The organism is Mycobacterium sp. TY815 (assembly GCF_030755135.1).
Taxonomy (GTDB): domain Bacteria; phylum Actinomycetota; class Actinomycetes; order Mycobacteriales; family Mycobacteriaceae; genus Mycobacterium.
The window spans coordinates 1,298,181-1,322,526 of sequence record NZ_JAUFRX010000002.1; the positions used below are offsets into that span (position 1 = coordinate 1,298,181).

The 24,346-nt window shown below is 65.9% G+C and carries 22 protein-coding genes; 12 read left to right on the forward strand and 10 right to left on the reverse strand.

The window, feature by feature from the left end; genetic code table 11:
* Positions 1-95: 95 nt before the first annotated feature.
* The 3 genes from QXK92_RS25480 to QXK92_RS25490 form a co-directional block, all read right to left on the reverse strand.
* Positions 96-1,244: a thiolase family protein gene (locus QXK92_RS25480; RefSeq protein WP_306246228.1), complete on the reverse strand. Its 1,149-nt coding sequence runs from the start codon at positions 1,242-1,244 to the stop codon at positions 96-98.
* 93 nt (positions 1,245-1,337) lie between these two features.
* On the reverse strand, positions 1,338-2,504 hold the full coding sequence (locus QXK92_RS25485) for an acyl-CoA dehydrogenase family protein (RefSeq protein ID WP_306246230.1): 1,167 nt from the start codon (positions 2,502-2,504) through the stop codon (positions 1,338-1,340).
* Between the two features lie 89 nt (positions 2,505-2,593).
* Positions 2,594-3,892 carry an amidohydrolase family protein gene (locus tag QXK92_RS25490; protein WP_306246232.1) on the reverse strand — a complete coding sequence of 433 codons (1,299 nt, stop codon included), beginning with the start codon at positions 3,890-3,892 and terminating at the stop codon, positions 2,594-2,596.
* 304 nt (positions 3,893-4,196) lie between these two features.
* Here QXK92_RS25490 and QXK92_RS25495 point away from each other — a divergent pair, with 304 nt between their 5' ends.
* The 7 genes from QXK92_RS25495 to QXK92_RS25525 are packed head-to-tail and all read left to right on the forward strand — an operon-like array spanning position 4,197 to position 9,849.
* Positions 4,197-4,748 (forward strand): carboxymuconolactone decarboxylase family protein, encoded by a 552-nt coding sequence (locus tag QXK92_RS25495; RefSeq protein WP_306246234.1) that lies wholly within the window; start codon positions 4,197-4,199, stop codon positions 4,746-4,748.
* A gap of 2 nt (positions 4,749-4,750) precedes the next feature.
* Positions 4,751-6,046, forward strand: coding sequence for an aromatic ring-hydroxylating dioxygenase subunit alpha (locus QXK92_RS25500; RefSeq protein ID WP_306246236.1), 1,296 nt, complete (start codon positions 4,751-4,753; stop codon positions 6,044-6,046).
* A complete protein-coding gene (locus QXK92_RS25505) occupies positions 6,027-6,353 on the forward strand; it encodes a hypothetical protein (protein ID WP_306246238.1) in 327 nt (108 codons plus the stop codon). The genes QXK92_RS25500 and QXK92_RS25505 overlap by 20 nt, the downstream gene beginning before the upstream one ends.
* Positions 6,354-6,356: 3 nt before the next feature.
* Positions 6,357-7,571 (forward strand): amidohydrolase family protein, encoded by a 1,215-nt coding sequence (locus tag QXK92_RS25510; RefSeq protein WP_306246240.1) that lies wholly within the window; start codon positions 6,357-6,359, stop codon positions 7,569-7,571.
* Positions 7,555-7,974, forward strand: coding sequence for a nuclear transport factor 2 family protein (locus tag QXK92_RS25515; RefSeq protein WP_306246242.1), 420 nt, complete (start codon positions 7,555-7,557; stop codon positions 7,972-7,974). Before QXK92_RS25510 ends, QXK92_RS25515 begins: the two co-directional genes overlap by 17 nt.
* A complete protein-coding gene (locus QXK92_RS25520; protein WP_306246244.1) occupies positions 7,971-9,059 on the forward strand; it encodes an acyl-CoA dehydrogenase family protein in 1,089 nt (362 codons plus the stop codon). Before QXK92_RS25515 ends, QXK92_RS25520 begins: the two co-directional genes overlap by 4 nt.
* 1 nt (position 9,060) lies before the next feature.
* On the forward strand, positions 9,061-9,849 hold the full coding sequence (locus tag QXK92_RS25525; protein WP_306246246.1) for an acyl-CoA dehydrogenase family protein: 789 nt from the start codon (positions 9,061-9,063) through the stop codon (positions 9,847-9,849).
* Positions 9,850-9,969: 120 nt separating this feature from the next.
* On the opposite strand, the gene QXK92_RS25530 is transcribed toward QXK92_RS25525, so the two are convergent.
* Positions 9,970-11,145 (reverse strand): acyl-CoA dehydrogenase family protein, encoded by a 1,176-nt coding sequence (locus QXK92_RS25530; RefSeq protein ID WP_306246248.1) that lies wholly within the window; start codon positions 11,143-11,145, stop codon positions 9,970-9,972.
* 210 nt (positions 11,146-11,355) lie between these two features.
* On the opposite strand from QXK92_RS25530, the gene QXK92_RS25535 reads away from it, so the two are divergent.
* From QXK92_RS25535 to QXK92_RS25550, 4 genes are all read left to right on the forward strand, one after another.
* Positions 11,356-12,009: a TetR/AcrR family transcriptional regulator gene (locus QXK92_RS25535; RefSeq protein WP_306246249.1), complete on the forward strand. Its 654-nt coding sequence runs from the start codon at positions 11,356-11,358 to the stop codon at positions 12,007-12,009.
* A 218-nt stretch (positions 12,010-12,227) separates the two neighbouring features.
* Complete coding sequence (locus tag QXK92_RS25540) at positions 12,228-13,430, forward strand: cytochrome P450 (RefSeq protein ID WP_306246251.1); 1,203 nt, start codon at positions 12,228-12,230, stop codon at positions 13,428-13,430.
* An 18-nt stretch (positions 13,431-13,448) separates the two neighbouring features.
* Complete coding sequence (locus QXK92_RS25545) at positions 13,449-14,288, forward strand: mycofactocin-coupled SDR family oxidoreductase (protein ID WP_306246253.1); 840 nt, start codon at positions 13,449-13,451, stop codon at positions 14,286-14,288.
* 9 nt (positions 14,289-14,297) lie between these two features.
* Positions 14,298-15,134 (forward strand): SDR family NAD(P)-dependent oxidoreductase, encoded by an 837-nt coding sequence (locus QXK92_RS25550; protein WP_306246255.1) that lies wholly within the window; start codon positions 14,298-14,300, stop codon positions 15,132-15,134.
* A gap of 3 nt (positions 15,135-15,137) precedes the next feature.
* Here the strand turns inward: QXK92_RS25550 and QXK92_RS25555 are convergent, their stop codons facing one another.
* The 6 genes from QXK92_RS25555 to QXK92_RS25580 form a co-directional block, all read right to left on the reverse strand.
* Entirely contained in the window at positions 15,138-15,947 is an 810-nt protein-coding gene (locus QXK92_RS25555) for an SDR family NAD(P)-dependent oxidoreductase (protein WP_306246257.1), read from the reverse strand.
* Positions 15,948-16,029: 82 nt separating this feature from the next.
* Positions 16,030-18,408: a CaiB/BaiF CoA-transferase family protein gene (locus QXK92_RS25560; RefSeq protein WP_306246260.1), complete on the reverse strand. Its 2,379-nt coding sequence runs from the start codon at positions 18,406-18,408 to the stop codon at positions 16,030-16,032.
* Positions 18,405-19,373 carry an enoyl-CoA hydratase/isomerase family protein gene (locus tag QXK92_RS25565; RefSeq protein WP_306246262.1) on the reverse strand — a complete coding sequence of 323 codons (969 nt, stop codon included), beginning with the start codon at positions 19,371-19,373 and terminating at the stop codon, positions 18,405-18,407. The genes QXK92_RS25560 and QXK92_RS25565 overlap by 4 nt, the downstream gene beginning before the upstream one ends.
* Before the next feature lie 3 nt (positions 19,374-19,376).
* Positions 19,377-20,495, reverse strand: coding sequence for a Xaa-Pro peptidase family protein (locus QXK92_RS25570; protein WP_306246264.1), 1,119 nt, complete (start codon positions 20,493-20,495; stop codon positions 19,377-19,379).
* Positions 20,485-21,729, reverse strand: coding sequence for a Xaa-Pro peptidase family protein (locus tag QXK92_RS25575; protein ID WP_306246266.1), 1,245 nt, complete (start codon positions 21,727-21,729; stop codon positions 20,485-20,487). The genes QXK92_RS25570 and QXK92_RS25575 overlap by 11 nt, the downstream gene beginning before the upstream one ends.
* Positions 21,726-22,883, reverse strand: a complete 1,158-nt coding sequence (locus tag QXK92_RS25580) for an amidohydrolase family protein (RefSeq protein ID WP_306246268.1) — start codon at positions 22,881-22,883, stop codon at positions 21,726-21,728. Before QXK92_RS25580 ends, QXK92_RS25575 begins: the two co-directional genes overlap by 4 nt.
* Before the next feature lie 245 nt (positions 22,884-23,128).
* On the opposite strand from QXK92_RS25580, the gene QXK92_RS25585 reads away from it, so the two are divergent.
* Entirely contained in the window at positions 23,129-24,337 is a 1,209-nt protein-coding gene (locus QXK92_RS25585) for an IS110 family transposase (protein WP_306240110.1), read from the forward strand.
* Positions 24,338-24,346: the final 9 nt, after the last annotated feature.

The following is a 24,346-nucleotide window of genomic DNA, read 5'->3' on the forward strand; positions in this document are numbered from 1 at the left end:
AACTTCCTCGTCGAACCGTCGGGGTAACCAACCTAGTGAATACACAGTAGGTTGGTTTGCCGGACGAGACAAGGGGGCCGGATCGGGGTACCGGATTAGCCCACCAACTCCACCAGCGTCGCGTTGGCGGTGCCGCCGCCCTCGCACATGGTCTGCAGCCCGAAACGAATGCCGTTGTCGCGCATGTGATGCACCATGCGCGTCATCAGCACCGCACCGGACGCGCCCAGCGGGTGGCCGAGCGAAATCGCGCCGCCCAGCGGGTTCAGCCGCTGCGGGTCCGCGCCGGTTTCGGCGAGCCAGGCCAGCGGCACGGGCGCGAAGGCTTCATTGACCTCGAAGACACCCACCTCGTCGATCCGGACGCCGGACTTCCCCAGCACCTTCTCGGTCGCCGGGATCGGGCCGGTCAGCATCAGCACCGGGTCCGCACCGGCGACCGCGCCGGCGCGATAACGCACGATCGGGGTCAGACCCATTTCCAGGGCCAGCTCCGACGTCGTCACCAGCAGCGCGGCGGCACCGTCGGATATCTGAGAAGAGTTGCCCGCGTGGATGACGCCGTCGTCGGCGAACGCCGGCTTCAGTCCGGCGAGTTTGTCCACGGTCGTCCCGCGCCGTACGCCTTCGTCCTGGTGCACGATCGAACCGTCGTCGCAGAACACCGGAACGATCTGTTCGGTGAACGCGCCGCTGTCCTGGGCCGCGGCCGCGCGTTCGTGGGACTGGGCGGAGTATTCGTCGAGCCTGGTGCGGGACAGGCCCCACTTCTTGGCGATCAGCTCCGCGCTGATGCCCTGATTGAACGAGAAGTCGTCATAGCGAGCAAGCACTTTGGGCCCGTACGGCATGCCGGTCGCCCGGGCCGCACCGAGGGGCACCCGGCTCATGACCTCGACACCCCCGGCCACCACCACATCCTGCTGACCCGACATCACGGCCTGTACCGCGAAGTCGAGGGCCTGCTGGCTGGATCCGCATGCGCGATTGACGGTGGTCCCGGGAATGGTCTCCGGCCAGCCGGCCGCCAGCACGGCGTAGCGCCCGATGTTGGCGGACTGGTCGCCGACCTGACTGACGCAGCCCCAGACCACGTCGTCGACCAGCTCAGGGCTGACGCCGGCACGGTCCATCAGTTCGTTGAGGACGACGGCGGACAGGTCGGCGGGGTGCACACTCGCGAGCCCGCCGTTGCGCTTGCCTACCGCCGTACGCACCGCCTCGACAATGACTGTTTCGCGCATGCTTCACTCCGCCTCTCGATCGCCGAACGTGAAATGACGGCGGAAAAAACGCGGGAAAAGCGCCGTCACTTCACATTCGATGATCAACCTACGTCAGTAGCTTCTGGGCAGCTTCAGCGCATGCGATCCCAGGAAGTTCAGGATCATCTCCTGGCTGATCGGCGCGATCTTCATCAGCCGCGCCTCACGGAAGTAGCGCGTGACGTGGTACTCCTCGGCATATCCCATGCCCCCGTGGGTCTGCAGCGCTCGGTCGGCGGCGGCAAATCCGGCGTCGGCGCACAGGTACTTCGCTGTATTGGCCTCGCGCCCACAGGGTTTGCCGTTGTCATACAGCCACGTCGCTTTGCGCAGCATCAGCTCGGCGGCGTCGAGGCGGGCCAGCGAATCCGCCAGCGGGAACTGAATGCCCTGGTTCATCCCGATCGGCCGGCCGAAGACCTCGCGCTCGTTGGCGTACTTCACGGCCCTGTCCAGCGCCACCCGGCCGATGCCCAGCGCTTCGGCCGCGATCAGCATCCGCTCCGGGTTGAGTCCGTCGAGGATGTACTGAAAACCCTTGCCCTCCTCGCCGACTCGGTCTTCGACTGGGATTTCGAGGTTGTCGATGAACAGCTCGTTCGAGCTGACGGCGTTGCGGCCCATCTTGTTGATCGGGCGGATGTCGACCCGGCTGCGGTCGAGGTCAGTCAGGAACAGCGTCATGCCGTCGGTCTTCTTGGCGACTTCGTCGTAGGCCTGGGTGCGTGTCAGCAGCAGGATCTTGTCGGATTCCATTGCCTTGGAAATCCACACTTTTCGGCCGTTGACGACGTAGTGATCACCGTTGCGCTTGGCGAACGTGGTGATACGCGAGGTGTCCAGCCCGGCCCCGGGCTCGGTCACCCCGAAACACACGTGGACTTCTCCGGTCGCCACCGGAGGCAGGGTGCGCGCCTTGAGTTCGTCGGAGCCGTGCACTACGACGGGCTGCATGCCGAAGATCGACAGGTGGATCGAACTCGCCGCGTTCATGGCGCCGCCGGATTTGGCGACCTCTTCGAGCAGAATCGTCGCCTCGGTGATGCCCAGCCCGTGACCGCCGTACTCGGTGGGAATCGTCATGCCCAGCCAGCCGCCGTCGGCGATGGCGCGATAGAACTCCGCCGGAAACTCGTGCGCCTGGTCTTTTTCCATCCAGTAGTGGTCGTCGAACTTGGCCGCCAACTCGGCCACCGACCGCCGGATCAGCTCCTGATCCTCGGTGAGCTCGAACTCCATTGCCGCGCCCCTTTCCCTGCGCGAGCAGTCGCAAACTCGCACGATCGCGGGTCAGATAGTGCGAGTTTGCGACTGCTCGCCGTAGAACGTCAGTCCGTATTGCCGGTCAGCGATTTCGCGTTGGCCGCGAAGTCGGCGAACGACGACCCCGCCCGGACGTCCTTGTGGTGACTCGACGCCCGGATGGACACGTCATGTCCTTCGGCGGCCTTCCGCAGCGCGCCGACGGTAGCCTGCTCGGGCGTGATGTGGGTGAACGGATCGAACGAGTACCAGCGCATCGCGTTCTGGTGGGTGATCTTGTTGATCTCATCGTCAGGTACGTCGTTCAGTGATAACACGTCCCACAACTCCTCGGGCGCGCCCGGCCACATCGAGTCGCTGTGCGGGTAGTCAGCCTCCCAGCAGATGTTGTCGATCCCGATCATGTTGCGCAGCGCGACGCCCACCTTGTCGCTGATGAAGCAGGTGAGGAAGTGCTCGCGGAAGACCTCGGACGGCAACTTCCCGCCGAAGTTCTGGTGCGTCCAGGTCGAGTGCATCTCATAGGTGCGGTCGGCCCGCTCCAAGAAGTAGGGAATCCACCCGGTGCCGCCCTCGGACAGCGCGACCTTGAGGTCCGGGTACTCCTTGATCGGCCGCGACCACAGCAGGTCCGCAGCGGCCTGCACGATGTTCATCGGCTGCAGCGTGATCATCACGTCCATCGGCGCGTCCGGCGCCGTGATCGCCAGCCGGCCCGAGGACCCGATGTGCACGTTCATCACGGTGTCGGTGTCGCACAAGGCTTTCCACAGCGGATTCCAATATTCGTTGTGGAAGCTGGGGTATCCCATCGCGGCCGGGTTCTCGGTGAACGTCAGCGCGTGCACGCCCTTCTTGGCAACCCGGCGCACCTCGGCCGCGCACGCCTCGGCATCCCAGATCACCGGTATCGCCATCGGGATGAACCGCGCCGGATACGCGCCGCACCACTCCTCGATGTGCCAGTCGTTGTAGGCCTGCACCAGCGCGATCGAGAATTCCGGATCGTCGGTGGCGAACAGGCGTCCCGCGAAGCCGGGGAAGGAGGGGAAACAGATCGACGCCAGGATGCCGCCGGCGTTCATGTCCTTGACGCGCTCGTCGACGTTGTAACAACCGGGCCGGATCTCGTCGAGGCCGGCGGGCTCGATTCCGTACTCTTCCTTCGGCCGGCCGGCGACCGCGTTGAGCGCCACGTTCGGGATGACCGTGTCGCGGAACTTCCACATGTCCGAGCCGTCGGCGTTGTGCACCAGCCGCGGCGCGTCGTCCAGGTACTTGGACGGCAGGTGGTTCTTGAACATGTTCGGTGGCTCGACGGTGTGGTCGTCCACGCTGATCAGGATCATGTCCTCTTTGTTCACGGGTATCCCCTTCTCATCTGATCCACCTGATCGGGTGTGTTGAGCAGGCTTCAAGCCGCAGAGCAGAGCCCACCTGCGCCGAGCTCCCTATACGTTGAAAACTATCTTCTCGCCAAGCGAGAATCAACATCCAGCATAGGCGTCCGGGCGCTCGGCGGCCCGCTTCGTGCCGCAATCCGCCGGTCGCGGTTGCCGCCCATCGCGCCAGCATTGACCCGTCGCCCGTTTCATGCAAGTCTATTAGTTGGAAATGAGAATATGATTCTCTCTAAGCGAGAGGATGCACGTGAGAAGGACCGGACCGATGCGTTTACCCCCGCTGCCCGCAGATCAGTGGGACGAGGCTGTCGACGGGGCGCTGGCCGTCATGCTCCCGCCGGAGCGACGCAATCCTCGCGATGCCTCCAACGTCCTGTCGACGTTGGTCAACCACCCGGTCCTGACCAAAGCGTTTCTGAAGTTCAACGTCCACCTCTTGTTCTCCTCCACCTTGCCGCCGCGCATCCGCGAACTGGCGATTTTGCGCGTCGCGCACCGTCGCGAATGCGCCTACGAATGGACGCACCACGTGGATCTCGCCAAGCGGGAGGGCATTACCGACGCGGAAATCGACGCGGTGGCACGGGGTGACGGCGCATTCGACGAATTCGAGCAGGCGGTGATCACCGGCGTCGACGAGCTCGATGAGAAGTCCCAGTTGTCCGACGCGACTTGGGCTGCACTCGGCACCCGACTCGACGAACGCCAGCGCATGGACTACGTCTTCACGGTCGGCTCCTACACCATGCTGGCCATGGCGCTCAACACATTTGGCGTTGCGCTCGAGAACGACGCCGACCTTCAAGAGAAGAGGTAACAGTGGCCCACTTCCCCAAACCAGCCGCCGGCAGCTGGACGAAGAACTACCCCGAACTGGGCACCGCACCCGTCGATTACAGCGACTCGATCGATCCCGCGTTCTTCGAAGCCGAGCGCGAAGCGATCTTCAAGCGCACCTGGCTCAACGTGGGCCGCGTCGAACGGTTGCCGCGCACCGGCAGCTACTTCACCAAGGAGCTGCCCTCGGCCGGTAAAGGCATGTCGGTGATCGTCGTCAAGACCAAGGACGGATCGGTCAAGGCCTTCCATAACGTCTGCCGGCACCGCGGAAACAAGCTGGTGTGGAACGACTTTCCGAACGAGGAGACATCCGGCACCTGCCGGCAGTTCACCTGCAAGTACCACGCCTGGCGATACAGCCTCGACGGCGACCTGACCTTCGTCCAACAGGAGGACGAGTTCTTCGACCTCGACAAGGGCGACTTCGGCCTGGTGCCGGTGCGCTGCGAGGTGTGGGAAGGTTTCATCTTCATCAACTTCGACAAGAACGCGCAGCCGCTCGTCGACTATATGGGCCCGATGGGCAAGGGCATCGAGGGTTACCCCTTCCACGAGATGACCGAAACCTATTCCTACCGAGCCGAAGTCGGCAGCAACTGGAAGCTGTTCATCGACGCGTTCGCCGAGTTCTACCATGCCCCGGTGCTGCACCAGGGGCAGTACACGAAGGAAGAAGCCGCCAAGATCATCAAGTACGGCTTCGAGGCGCTGCATTATGAGCTGGCCAGCCCGCACGGAATGATCTCGACCTGGGGAGGTCAGGCCCCGCCGGTGGACATGAGCATGGTCAAGCCGATGGACCAGGTGCTGCGCAGCGGGCTGTTCGGCCCCTGGGACAAGCCGGAAGTGATCGCGAACCTTGACACGCTGCCGCCGGGCGTGAACCCGAAGAAGGTCAAGCAGTGGGGCGTCGACTCCTGGCACTTCTATCCGAACTTCATGTTGCTGATCTGGGAACCGGGTTGGTTCCTCACGTACCACTACTGGCCGACCGCCGTGGACAAGCACATCTTCGAGTGCACGCTGTACTTCGTCCCGCCCCGAAATGCCCGGGAGCGCCTGGCACATGAGCTGGCCGCGGTGACGTTCAAGGAGTACGCACTGCAGGATGCCAACACCCTGGAAGCGACGCAGACCATGATCGGCACCAAGGTGGTCAACGACTTCCCGTTGTGCGATCAGGAGATCCTGCTGCGCCATCTGCACAAGGTGACCGGCGACTACGTAGCCAACTTCGCGAAGGAGAGCCAGAACAATGGCAAAGTTACCGTCTGAATTCGCCGAACTGGAGCCATATCTGGACTGGGATCTGGCCACCGAGCCGGAGCGGTACGCCAAGCGCCTGGCCTCGACGATGGGCCAGATGCAGGAGTTCTACGACGCTGCCTTCCCGCGTCTGAACGACGTCATCGCCTACTGTGACAGGTACCCACTGGACGATCTACCCGAGGACGCGCGGTCGCTGATGCACCTGATGCAGTCACTGGTGATGGTGTCGTTCCCGATCGAGGCGTGGAAGCAGCCCCGGGTTCCCGACAGCGGCGCGGCATGGGTGGAGTGCATCAGGGAACCGGTGATCTGAAGGGTGTTGACGCTCAAGGCAGCTGGGCTACTCGACGTCGACGCCGGCGAGATCGTCTCGCCGGGCATCATCCGGGTCGACGGCGACCGAATCGCCGGCATCGGAGGTGAGCCCGAGGGCGACCTGATCGACCTGGGCGACCAGGTCCTGATGCCCGGGCTGATGGACATGGAGGTCAACCTGCTGATGGGTGGCCGCGGCGAGAAGCCGGGGTTGTCCCAGGTCCAGGATGACCCGCCGACCCGGGTGCTGCGCGCCGTCGGCAATGCCCGGCGCACCCTGCGCGCTGGCTTCACCACGGTGCGAAACCTGGGACTGTTCGTCAAGACCGGCGGGTATCTGCTCGACGTCGCCCTAGGCAACGCCATCGACGCGGGCTGGATCGAAGGGCCCCGCATTGTGCCTGCCGGACATGCCATTACACCCACCGGCGGGCACCTGGACCCGACGATGTTCGCCGCCTTCGCGCCGCACGTGCTGGACCTGACGATCGAAGAGGGCATCGCCAACGGCGTGGACGAAATCCGACGGGCCGTGCGCTACCAGATCAAGCACGGCGCCCAGCTGATCAAGGTGTGCTGCTCCGGTGGGGTCATGTCGCTGACCGGACCACCTGGCGCCCAACACTATTCCGACGACGAGTTGTGCGCCATCGTCGACGAGGCACACCGGCGCGGGCTGCGCGTGGCAGCACACACGCACGGCGCCGACGCGGTCAAACACGCGGTGGCGGCCGGCATCGACTGCATCGAGCACGGATTCCTGATCGACGACGAGGCGATCGCCCTGATGGTCGCGAACGGCACTTTCCTGGTGAGCACCCGGCGACTGGCCGAGGGCATGGACGTCTCGCACGCGCCGCCCGAACTTCAGGCCAAGGCCGCCGAGATGTTTCCGAAGTCGCGAACCTCCATCCTGGCGGCCTACGAGGCCGGCGTGAAGATCGCGGTCGGCACCGACGCGCCCGCGATACCGCACGGCCGTAACGCCGATGAGCTTGTCACCCTGGTGGAGTGGGGGCTACCGCCGCTGGCGGTGCTGCGTGCGGCGACCGTGACGGCCGCGGACCTGATCAACTCCACCGAGCTGGGACGTCTGGCCGCGGGCATGCTGGCCGACATCATCGCGGTGCCCGGAAATCCGTTGGAGGACATCACGGTCACCCGCAACGTCCGCTTCGTGATGAAAGGCGGCAAGGTGTATGCCAACCAGAACTGACGACCTGGTGGAGATCCAGCAACTGCTCGCCCGGTACGCCGTCACCATCACCCAGGGCGACATCGAGGGACTAGTCGGTGTGTTCACGCCGGACGGCACCTACAGCGCGTTCGGCGACACCTACACACTCGACCGGTTCCCGGAGCTGGTGGCCGCCGCGCCCAAGGGCCTGTTCATGACCGGCACCTCTCTGGTTGAGCTGGACGGTGATTCGGCCACCGGCACCCAACCGCTGTGCTTCATCGAGCACTCGGCGCACGACATGCGAATCGGTTACTACCGCGACACGTACCTGCGCACCGCCGACGGCTGGCGCCTGAAAACCCGCGCCATGACCTTCATCCGGCGCAGTGGGGTGCATGATTCGGGACGGCCGCACGCCGTGGGGCGCCCCTCCCCGTGAATGTCGACGAGTTCCGGGCGGGCTTGTGCGCATGGCTCGACGAGCATGACCTGACGCCCGGGCCGGAGCACTCGCTGCAGGGCCACCTGCGGCAGTTCGCCCGAGTCAGCGAAGCGTTGTACGAGGCCGGCTGGATGCGCTACGGCTGGCCCACCTCGGTGGGCGGACTGGGCGGGCCGGCACTGCTGCGCGCGATCGTCGGCGAGGAAGTGGTGGGCCGCCGCCTGGCCGAACCCGGCCCCTACTCGATGGTGGAAGTACTGGCCCCCACCATGATCGACTACGCGCCAACCGAACTCGCCGCGGAGATGGTGCCGCGGCTGCTCAGCGGCCGCGAGCAGTGGTGCCAGGGCTTCTCGGAACCGGGATCCGGCAGCGATCTGGCGTCGTTGTCGACCCGGGCGGTCCCCGACGGCGACAACTGGATCGTCAACGGGCAGAAGGTCTGGACCAGTTTCGCGCAGTTCTCCACCCGGTGTGTGCTGCTCACCCGCACGGCGCCGGGCCATGACGGCATCACCGCGTTCTTCGTCGACCTGGACACCCCGGGCATCACGATCCGCCCGTTGCGCACCATGCACGGTGTCGACGAGTTCTGCGAGGTGTACTACGACGACGTGGTGATCCCGTCCAGCCGCATGCTCGGCAAGCCCGGGGACGGCTGGCGGCTCGCGATGGATCTGCTGCCCTACGAACGGTCGACCTGCTTCTGGCAGCGGATCGCCTACCTGTATTCGCGATTCGACGCGCTGATCGCCGAAGTGACCGAACCCGACGAATCAGCCTTGGGCGCTGCCTATCTCGCGCTGCATACCCTGCGCTGCCGATCCCGCGCGACCCAGCACCGGCTGGCCGACGGGGCGCGGCTCGGACCGGACACCTCCATCGACAAGGTGTTGCTGGCCGGCGCCGAACAACGCCTCTACGACACCGTCCGCGACCTGATGCCGGGCGCGCTCGAACTCGACGACACGGCGTGGCGTCCGGAGTACCTCTACTCGCGCGCGGCGACCATCTACGGCGGCACCGCGGAGATCCAGCGCAACATCATCGCCCGGCGGCTGCTCGACCTCGGGAAGGAGTGACATGGACCCGGAGCTGGCGTTGCTGGCCGAGTCGTTGCGGACGGCGATGACCGCCGCCGGCGGCGCCGTGCTGGACGCCGCCCTGGCCGAACTCGGCTGGCTGGACATGCTCGACGAAATTCCCTCGACCGCAATCCCTCTGGTATTCCGGCTACTCGGCGAGACGGGTGCGCACGCGCCGGTGCTCAACGACGTGGTGCTGCGGGCCGCCGGCCGGACGGGCGGCGGTACGGTGCCACTGCCGTATGCCGGTGGCTCCTGGGTGATCTGGGAGCGCGGTGACCGGGTCTCATCCGCACTGGACGACGAACTTCCGATCCACCGGGTGGCGGCCGGCGATCCTGTGCCGCTCGGCGCCGGCCGGCAGGCGCTGGGCTGGTGGCTGGTCGGCACCAGCCGGGCCATGCTGTCGCTGGCCCGGCGTCACGCCCTGGATCGCATCCAATTCGGCAGGCCTATCGCGTCTTTCCAGGCAGTGCGCCACCGGCTCGCCGAGACGCTGGTTGCCATCGAGGGCGCCGAGGCGACACTGCAGGCCGCCGCCGACCAGCCGGACGAGTTCGTGTGTCTGCTGGCCAAGGCCGCGGCCGGCCAGGCAGCACTGACGGCGGCGCGGCATTGCCAACAGGTGCTCGGAGGCATCGGCTTCACCGCCGAGCATCAGTTACACCGCCATGTGAAGCGGGCACTGGTGCTGGACGGATTGCTCGGCAGCTCGCGGGAACTGACCCGCGAAGCGGGAGCCCACCTCCGCGCCGTGGGCTCGGCTCCCCGGCTGGTCCACCTTTAGGCTCTGGGCTTCAAGCGCCGTTGGCCCACCCCTAGGCGCCGAGTGTGAATGTCGCGACGCGACACGCCGGGGTGGCGTCGTCAGATTCACAGTGGTGCAGGCTTTTCCGAGCACGCACGACTATCCGCGCGGCATCCCGAGCACCCGCTCGGCAATGATGTTGCGCTGGATTTCCGACGTGCCACCGGCGATGGTCCCGGCGAAGCTTCGGGCGTATCGGTCGAACCAGCTGCCATAGTGGGCGTCGAGGTTCAGCGGGGCAAACGGCGCGGTGATCGCGGGATGGATCAGGCCCTCGGCGCCCTTGGCGTTCAGGGCGTCCTCGGCGGCGCGCTGCACGGCCTCCGAACCGAGCAATTTGAGCACCGACTGACCGGGCACATCCTCTTCACCGCGCGCCGCCTTGGCCAGGGTCACCGAACCCAGCAGCCGCATCGCCCAGGCATCCATCACCAGCGTGGCGTAGCGGTCCCGTTCCAGCACGCCAGTCGGCGTGAAATCGGTTGTCTGCTGGTCCAATAGATTGGCGTAGTCGAGCCACAGCATGGCGCGCTCGTGGCCGAGCGCGCCGGTCGCCACCCGCCAGCCACCGTCGAGTTCGCCGACCAGATTCTCGGCGGGCACCCGCGCGTCGGTGAAGAACACCTCGTTAAATTCGACGTCGTCGTGGTCGCACACCGAGGCGAACGGCCGGCGCACGACACCCGGGTTATCGGTCGGAATCAGCAGCACGCTGATGCCCTTGTGCTTGGGGACATCCGGATTGGTGCGCACGAAGGTCAGCAACACATCGGCGTCGTGGGCCCCCGACGTCCACACCTTCTGGCCGTTGACCACAAAGTCGTCGCCGTCGCGCACCGCGCGCGTCTTCAGAGACGCCAGGTCCGAACCGGCTCCGGGTTCGCTCATCCCGAGCGACGCCGTCATCTCCGCGCGCAGAATCGGCACCGCCCAACGCTGCTTCTGCTCGGTAGTCCCGAAAGACAACAACGACGCCGCGATGATCCCGACGCCCTGCGGGTTGAAGCTGCGGTAGATACGCCGGCGCGCCATCTCGTCGGCATGCACGTACTGCTGCAGCAGCGTCGCGTTTCGTCCGCCGAATTCGGGCAGGTTGCCCGGTAGCAGCCAGCCGTTGTCGAACAACAACCGCTGCCAGCGGGCCGCCCACTCCGGCACGTGGGAGCACGAGCGCGGCCGCAGCACGCCGTCCGCCTCATCGGGCAGATGCTCGTCGAGAAAGGCGACGAATTCCGCGCGGAATGCCTCGACGTCGGCATCAAAAGTCAGCTGCACAGAATCTCCTCGCGGCTTCTCCCGGCTACCGGGTGTGCACTCTCACGAATGTGCTTCCCAAACACCCGTGCAAGAGAATATTATTCTCGTCGTGAGGAAGTTACAATCTCCAAGACATCGTCCGTGAGGAGGTCGAGCGCACCGATGGCCCGACGTTCTCCGGTACAGTCCAACCATGTTCTCTCCTCGCGGCAATCTCCCGAGCCGCCCGTGACCAGCCCGGGCGAAGAGCCGGCCTGGAAACAGCGGGCCGTCGAGCGATCCATCAAGACCGCGAAACTGCGGGCGGCGCAGCGCGTGCAGCGCTTCCTGGACGCCGCGCAGGCCATCATCATCGAGAAGGGCAGCACTGACTTCACGGTGCAGGAGGTCGTCGACCGCTCCCGGCAGTCGTTGCGCAGCTTCTACCTGCAGTTTGACGGCAAACACGAGTTGTTGCTCGCCTTGTTCGAGGATGCGCTGAGCCGCTCCGCCGACCAGATCCGGGCCGCCACCGAAAGCCACACCGATGCCCTGGAGCGGCTCAAAGTCGCCGTGGAGCTGCTGTACGAGGCCTCCCGCCCCGACCCGACGGCCAGGCGACCGCTGTTCACCGATTTCGCGCCGCGGTTGCTCGTCACACACCCGGCCGAGGTCAAGGTTGCGCACGCGCCACTGCTGGCTTTGCTGACCGAACTGATGGAAGCCGCTTGCGACGCCGGAAAGCTGCGGACCGGCGTCAACCCCAAGCGGATGGCCGCCATGACTATGCAGACAGTGATGTTCATCGCACAGTCCAGCGGCGGTTCCGACGACGCGACGGTCCACCCGATCAGCGCCGACGAGGTCTGGGATTTCTGCTCACGCGGATTCGCAGGCAACTAGCGTTCGGCCGTTTCCGGTCATTTCGATCTTCCGACGAGCGAATATCGCACCACTTCGCGGCTACGAGAATCATATTCTCTGAAAAATAGAACCTCAAATAGCCGAAACGGATTCCACGTTGACACTCGTTGGTGGGTAATGACAGAGTTCTAGAGGCGGCATGAACGCGCAGCCCGAATCAAACGGGCGGCGCGTAACCGGCGAGAGGGCAATCACCCGTGACAGTAAGCGCAGCCAGCGACGTCTATTTCGACCCGTACGATGTCGAGCTCAACGCTGATCCCTACCCCATGTTCCGGCGGCTGCGCGAGGAATCGCCGCTCTACCACAACGAGCAGCACGACTTCTATACGCTCAGTCGGTTCGCCGATGTCGACAACGCGATCGTCGACTATCAGACTTTCAGCTCTGCCCGCGGCGCGATCCTCGAACTCATCCGGGCCAATATCGATATGCCACCGGGAGTGCTGATCTTCGAGGACCCGCCCGTCCACGACATTCACCGTAAGCTGTTGTCGCGCATGTTCACTCCGCGCAAGATCAGCGACCTGGAGCCCAAGATCCGGGAGTTCTGCGCGCGCAGCCTGGATCCGCTGATCGGTACCGGCAAATTCGACTTCGTCAACGACCTCGGCGCGCAGATGCCGATGCGGGTGATCGGAATGCTGCTGGGTGTACCGGAGGAAGATCAGGAAGCCGCAAGGGATTTCGCCAACGCCCAGATGCGCACCGAGGCCGGCAAGCCGATGGAGTTCTCGGCCGAATCCATGCTCAGCGGCGAGTTTTTCGGCCGGTATATCGATTGGCGTGCGGATCATCCGTCCAACGACATCATGACCGAATTGCTCAACGCCGAGTTCGAGGACGAGACCGGAACCGTCCGGCGCATGCGGCGCGATGAACTGCTTACCTACGTCACCGTCGTCTCCGGCGCCGGTAACGAGACCACCACCCGGCTGATCGGTTGGGCGGGAAAGGTTCTAGCAGAGCACCCGGATCAGCGTCGCGCACTGGTGGAGAATCCGGCGCTGATACCCGCTGCTGTCGAGGAGTTGTTGCGCTACGAGCCGCCGGCACCGCACGTGGCCCGCTATGTCACCCGGGACGTCGAGTATTACGGCCAGCGGGTGCCCGAAGGCAGCGTGATGATGATGCTGATCGGTGCGGCGAACCGCGACCATCGCCAATTTCCGCCGGATGGCGACGTTTTCGACATCCGCCGCGAACCGCGCCAGCACCTGACGTTCAGCGTAGGAACCCACTACTGTCTCGGCTCGGCGCTGGCCCGTCTGGAGGGCCGTATCGCGCTCGAGGAGATTCTGAAGCGCTTCCCCGAATGGGACGTCGACCTTACCAGCGCCACGCTTTCCCCGACGTCGACCGTGCGGGGCTGGGAATCCATGCCGGCCGTCTTCGGCTGAATCACGCAGGAGGGAAACATGACTGGACGCGTAGCGGGCAAAGTTGCCTTTGTCACCGGTGCGGCGCGGGGCCAGGGACGCAGCCACGCGGTGCGGTTGGCCGAGGAAGGCGCCGACATCATCGCCGTCGACGTGTGCAGGCCGATCGTCAAGAACACGACCATTCCGGCGTCGACGCCGGAGGATCTGGCCGAGACCGCCGACCTCGTCAAGGGCCTGGATCGGCGGATCGTCACGGCCGAAGTCGACGTGCGCGACTTCGACGCCCTCAAGGCTGCCGTGGACAGTGGCGTGGAGCAGTTGGGCCGGCTGGACATCATCGTGGCCAACGCCGGTATCGGCAACGGCGGCGACACGCTGGACAAGACCAGTGAATACGACTGGCAGGAGATGATCGACGTCAATCTGTCCAGCGTCTGGAAGTCGATCAAAGCCGGTGTGCCGCATATCCTTGCCGGAAAGCGGGGTGGTTCCATCGTACTGACCAGCTCGGTCGGGGGGCTCAAAGCCTATCCGCATTGCGGCAGTTACGTCGCCGCCAAGCACGGCGTCGTGGGCATCATGCGGTCGTTTGCGGTTGAGTTGGGGCAGCACATGATTCGCGTCAACTCGGTGCATCCCACGCACGTCGCCACGCCGATGCTGCACAACGAGGGCACCTTCAGGATGTTCCGTCCGGACCTGGAGAATCCCGGCCCGGACGACATGGCACCGATCTGTCAGATGTTCCACACGCTGCCCATTCCGTGGGTCGAACCGCAGGACATCAGCAACGCCGTGCTGTTCTTCGCATCCGACGAGTCTCGGTACATCACCGGTGTCACCCTGCCGGTGGATGCGGGGAGCTGCCTCAAATAGGGTTCGTCCATGGACGGATTCGAGGGACGCGGAGCGGTCATCACCGGTGGCGCGAGCGGTATCGGCCTGGCCACCGCCACCGAGTTGGCTCAGCGCGGCGCCCGGGTGGTGCTCGCCGACGTCGACCAGCCCGGGCTGGAATTGGCGGTCACGCACCTGCGGGGTCAGGGCTTCGACGCCCACGGGGTGATGTGCGACGTCCGGCATCTCGAAGAGGTGGTGCGTCTGGCCGACAAAGCCTTCCGGTTGCTCGGCCAGGTCGACATCGTGTTCAGCAACGCGGGCATCGTGGTGGCCGGACCGATCGCCGAGATGACGCACGAGGACTGGCGCTGGGTGATCGACATCGACCTGTGGGGATCGATCCACGCCGTCGAAGCGTTTCTGCCGCGACTGCTCGAGCAGGGCACGGGCGGCCACATCGCGTTCACCGCCTCCTTCGCCGGCCTGGTCCCCAATGCCGGTCTCGGTGCCTACGGCGTCGCCAAGTACGGTGTCGTCAGCCTGGCCGAGACGCTGGCCCGCGAGGTGAAGGGCAACGGCATCGGAGTCTCCGTGCTATGCCCGATGGTCGTGGAGACCAAGCTGGTGTCCAACTCCGAGCGGATCCGCGGCGCGGACTACGGTCTGGCTTCCACACCGGACGTGACCGGGTCGCTGGGAACGCTGCCCGAGCAGGACGACACGCTGGGCGTCCGCGAACTCGCCCGCCTGACGGCTGACGCGATCTTGGCCAACCGCTTGTACATCCTTCCGCACGAGGCGTCCCGGGCGTCGATCCGGCGCCGGTTCGACCGCATTGACCGGACGTTCGACGAACAGGCCGCCGAGGGCTGGCGCCACTGAGCGTCAGGAACTCGGCCCCAGGCGGTAAGCGCCCGTCCGCGGGTCGTGGTACCACCCGCCCGCGGCGTGCGTTCCGCCGTCGACATGCAACGTCTGGCCCGTGATATATGCCGCCATATCAGAAGCGAGAAATACTGCCACGCTGGCTGTTTCGTCGACGTGGCCGGGGCGTCCCCAGGGCACGACCGCGCCAATGGTGGCGGTGGCGTCCTCGCCACCGAGCTGCGCCAGACCTTCGGTCAGGGTGATGTCGGGCGCAATCGCGTTGACCCGGATGCCGTGCGGCGCCAGTTCCAGCGCGGCGGTCTTCGTGTAGTTGATGACGCCGGCCTTGGCGGCCGCGTATGCCGCGTAGCCGGGCGCGGCCCGCACCCCCTCGATCGAGGTGACCGCCATGATGCTGCCGGGCAGACCCTCGTCCACCATCCGTCGCGCAACTCGCTGGGTACACAGCAGCACGTGCCGCAGGTTGGCCCGATACAAGGCGTCCCAGCCGTTTTCACTCGTCTCGAGCAGCGGCGAGGAGAACACTCCGCCGGCGTTGTTGACCAGGATTGTCGGCGTCCCGAGTTCAGCAACCGTCCGCGCCAGGGCCGCACCGACCTGGCCGCTGTCCCGGACGTCGACGGTGATACCCAGTGCACCAATCGATTTCGCGGCCTGCGCGCAGGATTCGGGGTTGCGTTCCCAAATGGCCACCCGCGCACCGAAGGCCGCGAAGCCCGCAGCGATGCCGCGTCCGATGCCGGCTCCCCCGCCGGTGACGACCGCGACGCGGCCGGTGAGCAGGATGTTCGACGGATCAACAGCCACGGCTACCCCCGGCGAGCAGACGGGAAATCGCACGCGCGGAGACCGCGCAGTGCGAGTTCGCGTCTGCTCGCGCCACCTGGTGTCACCCCGGGCTCCGGCCGATCACGCCGTCAGCTTCCAGCTCCGCGATTTCCGCGCCGGTCAAACCCAACTCGGTCAACAGCTCGTGATTGTGCTGCCCCAGCAGCGGTGCCGGCCGGGTGTGGAATCGGCACGGGCCACCGGACAATCGCATGGGCACGCTGCTGAGCCTAGCCGGGCCGCACACCGGATGGTCGACGACTTCGAAGAAGCCCCGGGTCGCCAGCTGCTCCAACTCCGTCTGGCGGTGCGGCTGCATGACCTTGGCGACCGGCACACCGGCGTCCCACAGGGTCGCCACGATGTCGTCCCGCGTGCGGCCCGCGCACCACTGCGTGAGGCGTTCGTCGATCAGATCCTCGCGGGTACGCCGGCCCTGGACGGTACTCAGCGCCGGATCGGTTGCCCACGAGGGCGATCCGAGCGCACGGCACAGCCGGCACCACTGCTCGTCGGTGGCGACCGCGATCGCAATCCAGCTGTCGAGGCGGCCGAACTCGTCGACATCAGCGCTCAGATAGAGATTCTGGGGCACGGCCGCCGGACCGCGGTTGCCGGCCCGCTCCAGCAGGGCGCCGTACGCGGAGTATTCGATGACCTGCTCGGCAGCGATGTTGAGGGCGGCATCGACCATGGCGGCTTCCACCATGACGCCCTCTCCGGTGCGGCGGCGGTGCTCCAGCGCCAGCAGTAGCGCGTTCAGTGCGTGCACACCGGCGTTGGGGTCGCCCACGGAATACGGCTCGAAGGGGGTGCGGTCGGGATAGCCGGTCAGCCAGCTCAACCCGGACGCCGACTCGATGACGTAAGCGAACGCCGGATTGTCGCGCCAGGGTCCGTCCAGTCCGAAGCCGGGCATGCGCAGCAGAATCGCCTCGGGCCGAACCGCCTGCACGGCAGCGAAATCCAGGCCGATGTGATCGAGTACCCGAGGAGTGAAGTTCTCCGCGATCACGTCACAGGTGCCGATGAGTTCGAGCAGCAGTTCCCGCCCCCGCGGTCGCTGCAGGTCCAGGGTCAGGCCCTTCTTGTTGGTGTTGAGGGCGGCGAAGATCGGCGACTTCTCCCACCATTGTTCCTCGGTGACCGGGATCCCGGCGATGAGCCGGGTGCCGTCCGGCCGCCGCGCGGACTCGATGTGAATCACCTCCGCGCCCAACAGAGCCAGCAGGTGCGTGCAGGACGGCCCGGCCCAGAACGCGGTCATATCCAGCACTCGAATCCCGCTCAGCGGCAATTCTTTTGACGGCTCAGCCGACACAGTTCGCGGAACCAGGGTGGCCGCCCGGTAGTGCGCGGTGTGTTCACCAAGCCTGGGCGCCACCCCGGGTTGCCGTAACTGCGCCGGGTGCAGCCGGTACGGGTGGCCCGGCTGCTGAAACCCTTCGCGGGGATTGGGATGAAACGAACCGCGCTCGACGAAGTGATCCAGCGCAACGATAGTGGCGCCGTTGGCGACCGGGGCGTTGGGTATCCGGAAGGCGGTGGCCAGTTCCCGGATCTCGTCGGCCGGGTGGTTGTGCACCCACTCGTAGATCTCGTCGGCGTAGACGTTGGCCAGTTCGGTGATCGACAGCGGAGAATCTTCGTCGATCCACTCCGGGTGCCCGACCATCGCGCACAGATCGAACCACTGTTGGGCGGTCCCGCAGCCGAGATCCACCAGGCCGTCCTGCGCCGCGGCCACGCCGGGGACGGTGAGCCGGCGCGCGTCCCGCCATGGCCGGCCGAGCATTTCGAAATACGTCACCGGGTAGTACGTCAGGCCCAGAATCTGGGTCTCCAGCATCGACAGGTCGATGAGCTGGCCCTGACCGCGACCGGCGAAAAGCGCGGCTATTGTCGCCGCACTGGTGTAGGCACCGGCGAGGTACTCGCCGACCTGACCGCCGACGAACACCGGGGCGCGATCGGCCACCCCCCGCCCGAGGCCGATGATTCCGCCCGACCAGGCCTGCAGCGTGAACTCGGTCGCGGGCCGTTCCCGCCACGGGCCCTCCAGACCGAACGGTGTGATGGACGCGACGACGAGGTGCGGACAACGAGCAAGAATTTCCCGCGGCGAAAACCGTTCCGCCACTGCCGAACCGGCCGACCACACGACCGCATCGGCCGCGGCCAGCAACCGCTCCATGAACTCGGCGTCCGCCTCGGGGTCAACGACCACGCTGCGTTTCGATCCGGCCAGGAAGGTGAACAACGCACCATCGCCGTCCGGGTGAGACCGCGACGCCGACCACGACCGCAGCCAATCGCCCTCCGGTGACTCAATTTTGACGACGTCGGCGCCACCGTCGGCGAGCAGCTTCGTGCAATAGGCGCCCGCAATGCCGGACGAAACGTCGACGACGGTATACCCGGACAGCGGTGGTTGGGTCACTCCCGCTTGGCCTTCCGCTGATGACGGCGCGCCTTCTTGCTCAGCCGCCACTCCGGCGGGAACTTGTCGTCGTTGGCACGGACGGCGTCGCCAAGGCCGCGGTTGATCGCGTCGTCGAGCTGGAAGTCATCGCCGTCGGCGCGCACGCTCCCACCGGCGGATTCGAAGAAGCCGCTGAGCAGGCTCCCCAGGTACTCGCCCTGGAACTGTTTCATGATCTCGAAGAAGGTCTTCTGCATGAAAACGGTGTCGGTAGGGCGGTTACGGGCGCACGCCAGCGCGTACTTCGCCACCTCGGCCTCCAGCCCGGCGCGGGGCACCACACTGTTGAGGAAGTTGCAGTCGTACATCTCGGCGGCGGTGAACGCCCGCCCGGTGAAGACCATCTCCTGGAACTTACGGATGCCCATGGTCTGCGCCCACCACCACATCCGCGGACCCCAACCGTAGTAACGGAAGGACGGATGCCCGAAAAGGGCGTCGTCCGAGGCTATTACCAGGTCGGCGTCCGCGGCCTGGTAGAAGTGCCAGCCGTAGCAGTAGCCCTTGACCTCGAGGATGGAGATCTTCTTGAAGTCCTGCAGTCCGCGGATTCCCGAGTTCGGGTTGGCGTACCACTGGCCGATGGCGGCGCCGTGCCGAAACGATCCCCGGGGCGGATAGCTGACGTCGCCGGTCCCCAAGCCGAATTCGGCCAACAGGAGTGCGGGATCATCGGAGTCCTTCGCGCGCATGAACTCTTCGAGGTCCGCGCCGGATCCCAGATCGTCACCGGCTCCGCGGATCACGACCACCTTGACGTCGTCGTCGATGCCGGCCCGGTGCAACAGGTCGGCATAGCGTCGCCGTGCCGCGATGGTCGGCGCGTTCAGGTACTCGGGCCGGTCGAACGTGATGGTCGCGATGCGGGTGCTGACGTCCTTCTCGTAGCGAATGATCCTCTTGGCCTTGGAATCAGAGGCCATGACCTAGGCCCGCCAGAATGGGCTGGTGGTCAGCACCTCCGGGCCGTCTGCGGTGACCAGCACGGCTTCGCGCCCGAATACCGCACCGACCCCCTGCTCCCAGACGTAGCCGGTGACCGCCAGCACCATGCCGGGCTCGAGCCGCTCCTGCGCCGCGGTGCGGGGCAGACGTGCGGAAATGACCGGCGGGTCGAAGCCCATGCCCAACCCCCGCGCTACGGGCATCGATGGCGCCGGCTCGCCCGCGGCGGCGTAGGCGGCCAGCAGCTCACCCGCTCCCGCGCCCGGACGGCACACGGCAATCAACATGTCCCACAACCGTTCCCAGCGTGCGAACAACGCGGCGGCACCGGGCACGTCCCCGACCGGCCAGGTGCGGCCCACCTCCCCGATGTAGCCGCCGGCCAGGACACCGGACGACAGCGCGACCAGGTCGCCGGACTGCACACGCCCGTCCCCCGCGGCGCGCCGCCAGGGATGCTCACCCGAGGTCACCCAGGCCACATCCTGATTCGACGGCGTGCTTACCCCGCCGGCCGCGACCGCCTCCAACAACACCCCGGACAGCTCCTGTTCGCGCACACCGGGCCGTAATTCGGCCACCGCCGCCGCCAAGCCGGATTCGGCGACCGCCACGGATTCGCGTAACGCACCGATCTCCGCGTCGGTTTTGATCCGCCGGGCCGCGCGCATGGCCAGTTCGCCGTCCACCAGTTCGGCGCCGGGAAATGCGGTCGGCAGCAGCTGTGCGAAAACCGGTGACAGCGCATCGGTTCCGACCCGCCGCGCCGTGGCCGCGCCTTCGATCCGGCTCAGCGCGGCGATGGTGTTCGCCGGATTCCAGGAGATGCCGTACAAGTTGTCCCGGGGGATGTCCTCGGGGATGCCCTCATCCCAGGTGCTCAGCAGATGCACCGCGCCGGTCGCGCGCACCAGCACACAGGTGGGCCCGAACGGCCGTGTCCCGGCCACCCAGAGTTGCGGTGCTCCAGTCACATAGCGGACATTGGCCTGTCGCCCCAGCACCAGGACGTCGAGATCGTGGGCGGCCATCTGGGCCAGGGCACGCTCCCGCCGTCCCAGGCGCAACGCCCGCGCGTCGGGAAGGACTTCAGTCGACATAGGGGTCATAGGGGTAGTCGGTCAAGCGAATCGAGCCTTCCTCGGTGATCACCAGTACCTCTTCGCTGCGATAACCACCGGTGCCGTCCTCCCAGACAACCGGTTCCAGCACCAGCACCATGCCCGGCCGCAGCACGAAGTTCTCGTCGAACTCCTCGCCGAGATCCGTTCCGATCATCGGCATTTCAGCCGCATTGACGCCGATGCCGTGGCCCAGGTAGAAGTGCGGGAGCCAGGGTCGGGTTCCGCCGTTGGCCGCGATCGCCGCGCGGCCCAGATCCGCGGCGGTGGCTCCGGCGCGGGCGACGCCCAGCACAGCGTCCATGATCGACCGCCACCGGTGAAACTGTTCCTGCTGGCGCGGGGACGGATCCTGTCCGACGATCCACGTGCGGCCGAAATCGGAGCAGTAGCCACAGTAGGTGATGCTGACGTCGGTCCACAGCACGTCGCCCTTGACCAGTTCGCGTTCGGTGCTCAGCAACGGCAGGGCGAGATCCCCGTGGGTGGTCCAGACACCCTCGGCCCTGCTGCGCGGCATCACCTGCCAGATCGGTTCCAGCATGCTGGTCATCGCCCCCAGCTCGAAGGCCCGGCGTACGAAGCGTGCCGACAGGTCGATCTGGCGGATCCCGGGGGCCAGCGCCTTGTGGACCTCGACCATCGCCTCGTCGGTGATGCGCACGGCGGTGCGAATACAGGCCAGCTCGTCCGGAGTCTTGATCACCTTGGCGGCACTGATCACCGCTGCCGCGTCGCCGGGAAACCCGCCGGGGAACAACGTGGTGCGGGCACGTGACATGGCGCCGGTCAGTTCGTCGGCCGCCACGGTGGCGCCCTGCGGAACCAGCTCGGCCAGCACTCGCGCGAAATCGGCGACCCCCTCGTCGAATTCGAGGTACACCGGGCCGTGCAGGTGGTCGGCCGGCAGCTCGGACTCCTGCGCCGCACCCTCGCGGAACGGCAGGAACAGGTGCGGCCACTCGTCATCGGCAAGCACCACCGCCACCGGCCGCTCCACATAGGACAGGCCGGCGTCACCCAGGGGCCAGCTGGTGCCGGTGGCGTAGACCACCGCATTGTTGCCGAGCAGCACCAGGGCGTCGATACCGCGTTCGGTCATCGCCGCGCGCAACCGCGCCCCGGTCTCGCGGCGCATACGGGACAGATCGGGCGTGTCCGGTATCGCCAGTCCGCTGTCCTGTTGCGCGAAAATGGTCCCGAAAGTACTCATAGCCCGAGGAATTCGCGGATATTGCCGCTGACGATCCGGGCCGCGTTGTCCGGGCCGACGGCCTCGACGACGGCCGCCAGCGACTTCTCGGAGTATCCGTAGGTGCTTTCGTTGTGTGGGTAGTCCGATGACCACATCACCTTGTCGACTCCGATGCGGTCGATCAGCTCCAGGCCCAGCGGGTCGACCATGAACGAGGCGCTCATGTGGGTGTCCCAGTAGTAGCGGACGTCGTGTTCCAGCGGCCGGTTGAACATGTGCTGATAAGACGCGACCAGATGTTCGGCGTCCTGCAGGGCCCAGGGCACCCAGGCGATACCGCCCTCGAACCAGCCGATCCGCAGCCCGGGGTGCTGGTCGAGGATGCCGCCGAAGATGTACTTGGAGAACGTTTCCCGGAAGCCGTCGATGTTGATCATCATGCCGACGACGACGCTGTTGAACTCGCACGGACTCTTCGGCGGGGTCTCCCCGATGTGGTGGGTGATCGGCAAACCTGCGGCCTCGATCTCATCCCACACGGCGCTCATGGATGTGCAGGAGTAGTCGATGGGGTTGCCGTCGTCGTCCTTGCCGGGGTTGAGCGGCATCAGAAATGTCCGCAATCCAAGGGATTTCAGCTCGGCGAGGGTCTTGCGGGTGCCTGCCGGGTCCCACCAGTTGATCAGGCCGGCGCCATAGAAGTGGCCGTTGGACCGCTCCTGCAGCTCGGCGATGTACTCGTTGTAGATGCGGAACGTGAGCTCGCGAAGCTTTTTGTCCGGGTAGTGGAACAACGCCAGGACCGCATTGGGAAACGCGAGTTCTTTGTCGACGCCGTCCTCGCGCAGCTCCTGAATCCTGGCCTCGATGTTGGTGCTCGCCGCACCCGGCAGGTCGTCGTACTGCATCAGCACCGCGCTGAAGTCGCCGGGCAGGAAGGACTGGCCCTTACGACCGACCTGGTATGCACCTTCCTCGTACCAGATCCGGGGCGCCTTGTCCTTCAGGTCTTCGGGAAACCGTTCGTAGAAGATATCGGCCGCCAGTGAGATGTGGTTGTCGGCCGAGAACACCTCGGTCCCGGCGGGCAGTCCCACATTGCTGCCGATCGCGTGTCCCTTGCGATCCTTCGGTGCGCCAAAGCCTTTGGGCGGGTACAGGGTGCTTGTCATCGTTGACCTTAAGTTCGTAGTTGCAGTTACTTCGTGTTGTTACGTTGTGCTGTGACCCGGGTGGGCCGGGTGAGGCTGTCATGTTGTTGTCGGCCCGTGGGTGCGGCTTGAAAGGACTGGCCGCCCGGTCTGCTTGGACTTCTCTGGCCGCTGATTGAGATCTGCGATGTGATCGCTTGTTTAAGGACATGCTGGCGGGGTCGTCCGTGGGGATCATGTTGGGCAACAAGCGAAGAGGAGGTTCGATGGCGGCGAGCCAGTTGTGGGCTGGTGTGGATGTCGGCAAGGAACACCATTGGGTGTGCGTGGTCGACGATAAGGGCGCCGTGGTGCTCTCGCGCAAGCTCGCCAACGATGAGCAATCGATTCGCGAGCTGATCGCCGAGATCGAAGGGGTGGCCGGACAGGTGGCCTGGACGGTGGATTTGACCACGGTGTACGCCAGCCTGCTGTTGACGGTGCTGGCTGACGCCGGCAAGTCGGTGCGCTACCTCGCCGGCCGTGCGGTCTGGCAAGCCTCGGTGACCTACCGCGGCGGCGAAGCCAAGACCGACGCCAAGGACGCCCGGGTGATCGCCGACCAATCGCGGATGCGTGGTGCTGATCTGCCGATCCTGCATCCTGACGACGACCTGATCACCGAACTGCGCATGCTCACCGCCCATCGTGCGGATCTGGTGGCCGACCGCACCCGCACCATCAACCGGCTGCGCCAGCAACTCATCGCGGTGTGCCCGGCCTTGGAGCGGGCCGCTCAGATCACCCAGGATCGCGGGTGGGTGGTGCTGCTCTCGCGCTATCAAAGACCGAAAGTGATTCGTCAGAAGGGGCTTTCGCGGCTGACCCGGATACTGGCCGATGCCGGGGTCCGCAACGCAGCCGCGATCGCTGCGGCGGCGGTCACCGCCGCCAAGTCTCAGACGGTGCGCCTGCCCGGCGAAGAGGTCGCTGCCGCCCTGGTCGCCGAATTGGCCCAGGGGGTGATCGCCCTCGATGACCGCATCAAGACCACCGATACCGACATCGAGGGCCGATTTCGCCGCCATCCGCTCGCTGAGGTGATCACCAGCCTGCCCGGCATGGGCTTTCGGCTCGGTGCAGAATTCCTCGCCGCCGTAGGCGATCCCGCGCTGATCGGATCGGCCGACCAACTCGCCGCCTGGGCCGGACTGGCCCCGGTATCCAAAGACTCCGGAAAACGCACCGGACGACTGCACACCCCCAAGCGCTACAGCCGTCGACTCCGCCGCGTCATGTACATGTCCGCACTGACCGCGATCCGCTGCGACCCCGACTCCAAGGCCTACTACCGGCGCAAGAGAGACGAAGGCAAACGAGCGATCCCGGCCACAATCTGCCTGGCCCGACGCCGCACCAACGTCTTCTACGCACTCATCCGCGACAACCGCACCTGGCAACCCGACTCACCACCCATCACTGAATCGGCGGCTTGACTTCTTCAT

Excerpts from the sequence above, each read along its gene's own strand:
- QXK92_RS25480 (WP_306246228.1), bottom strand. The coding sequence starts at position 1,244 with ATGCGCGAAACAGTCATTGTCGAGGCGGTGCGTACGGCGGTAGGCAAG.
- QXK92_RS25485 (WP_306246230.1), bottom strand. The coding sequence starts at position 2,504 with ATGGAGTTCGAGCTCACCGAGGATCAGGAGCTGATCCGGCGGTCGGTG.
- QXK92_RS25495 (WP_306246234.1), top strand. The coding sequence starts at position 4,197 with ATGCGTTTACCCCCGCTGCCCGCAGATCAGTGGGACGAGGCTGTCGAC.
- QXK92_RS25505 (WP_306246238.1), top strand. The coding sequence starts at position 6,027 with ATGGCAAAGTTACCGTCTGAATTCGCCGAACTGGAGCCATATCTGGAC.
- QXK92_RS25515 (WP_306246242.1), top strand. The coding sequence starts at position 7,555 with ATGCCAACCAGAACTGACGACCTGGTGGAGATCCAGCAACTGCTCGCC.
- QXK92_RS25525 (WP_306246246.1), top strand. The coding sequence starts at position 9,061 with ATGGACCCGGAGCTGGCGTTGCTGGCCGAGTCGTTGCGGACGGCGATG.
- QXK92_RS25545 (WP_306246253.1), top strand. The coding sequence starts at position 13,449 with ATGACTGGACGCGTAGCGGGCAAAGTTGCCTTTGTCACCGGTGCGGCG.
- QXK92_RS25550 (WP_306246255.1), top strand. The coding sequence starts at position 14,298 with ATGGACGGATTCGAGGGACGCGGAGCGGTCATCACCGGTGGCGCGAGC.
- QXK92_RS25565 (WP_306246262.1), bottom strand. The coding sequence starts at position 19,373 with ATGGCCTCTGATTCCAAGGCCAAGAGGATCATTCGCTACGAGAAGGAC.
- QXK92_RS25570 (WP_306246264.1), bottom strand. The coding sequence starts at position 20,495 with ATGTCGACTGAAGTCCTTCCCGACGCGCGGGCGTTGCGCCTGGGACGG.
- QXK92_RS25575 (WP_306246266.1), bottom strand. The coding sequence starts at position 21,729 with ATGAGTACTTTCGGGACCATTTTCGCGCAACAGGACAGCGGACTGGCG.
- QXK92_RS25580 (WP_306246268.1), bottom strand. The coding sequence starts at position 22,883 with ATGACAAGCACCCTGTACCCGCCCAAAGGCTTTGGCGCACCGAAGGAT.
- QXK92_RS25585 (WP_306240110.1), top strand. The coding sequence starts at position 23,129 with ATGGCGGCGAGCCAGTTGTGGGCTGGTGTGGATGTCGGCAAGGAACAC.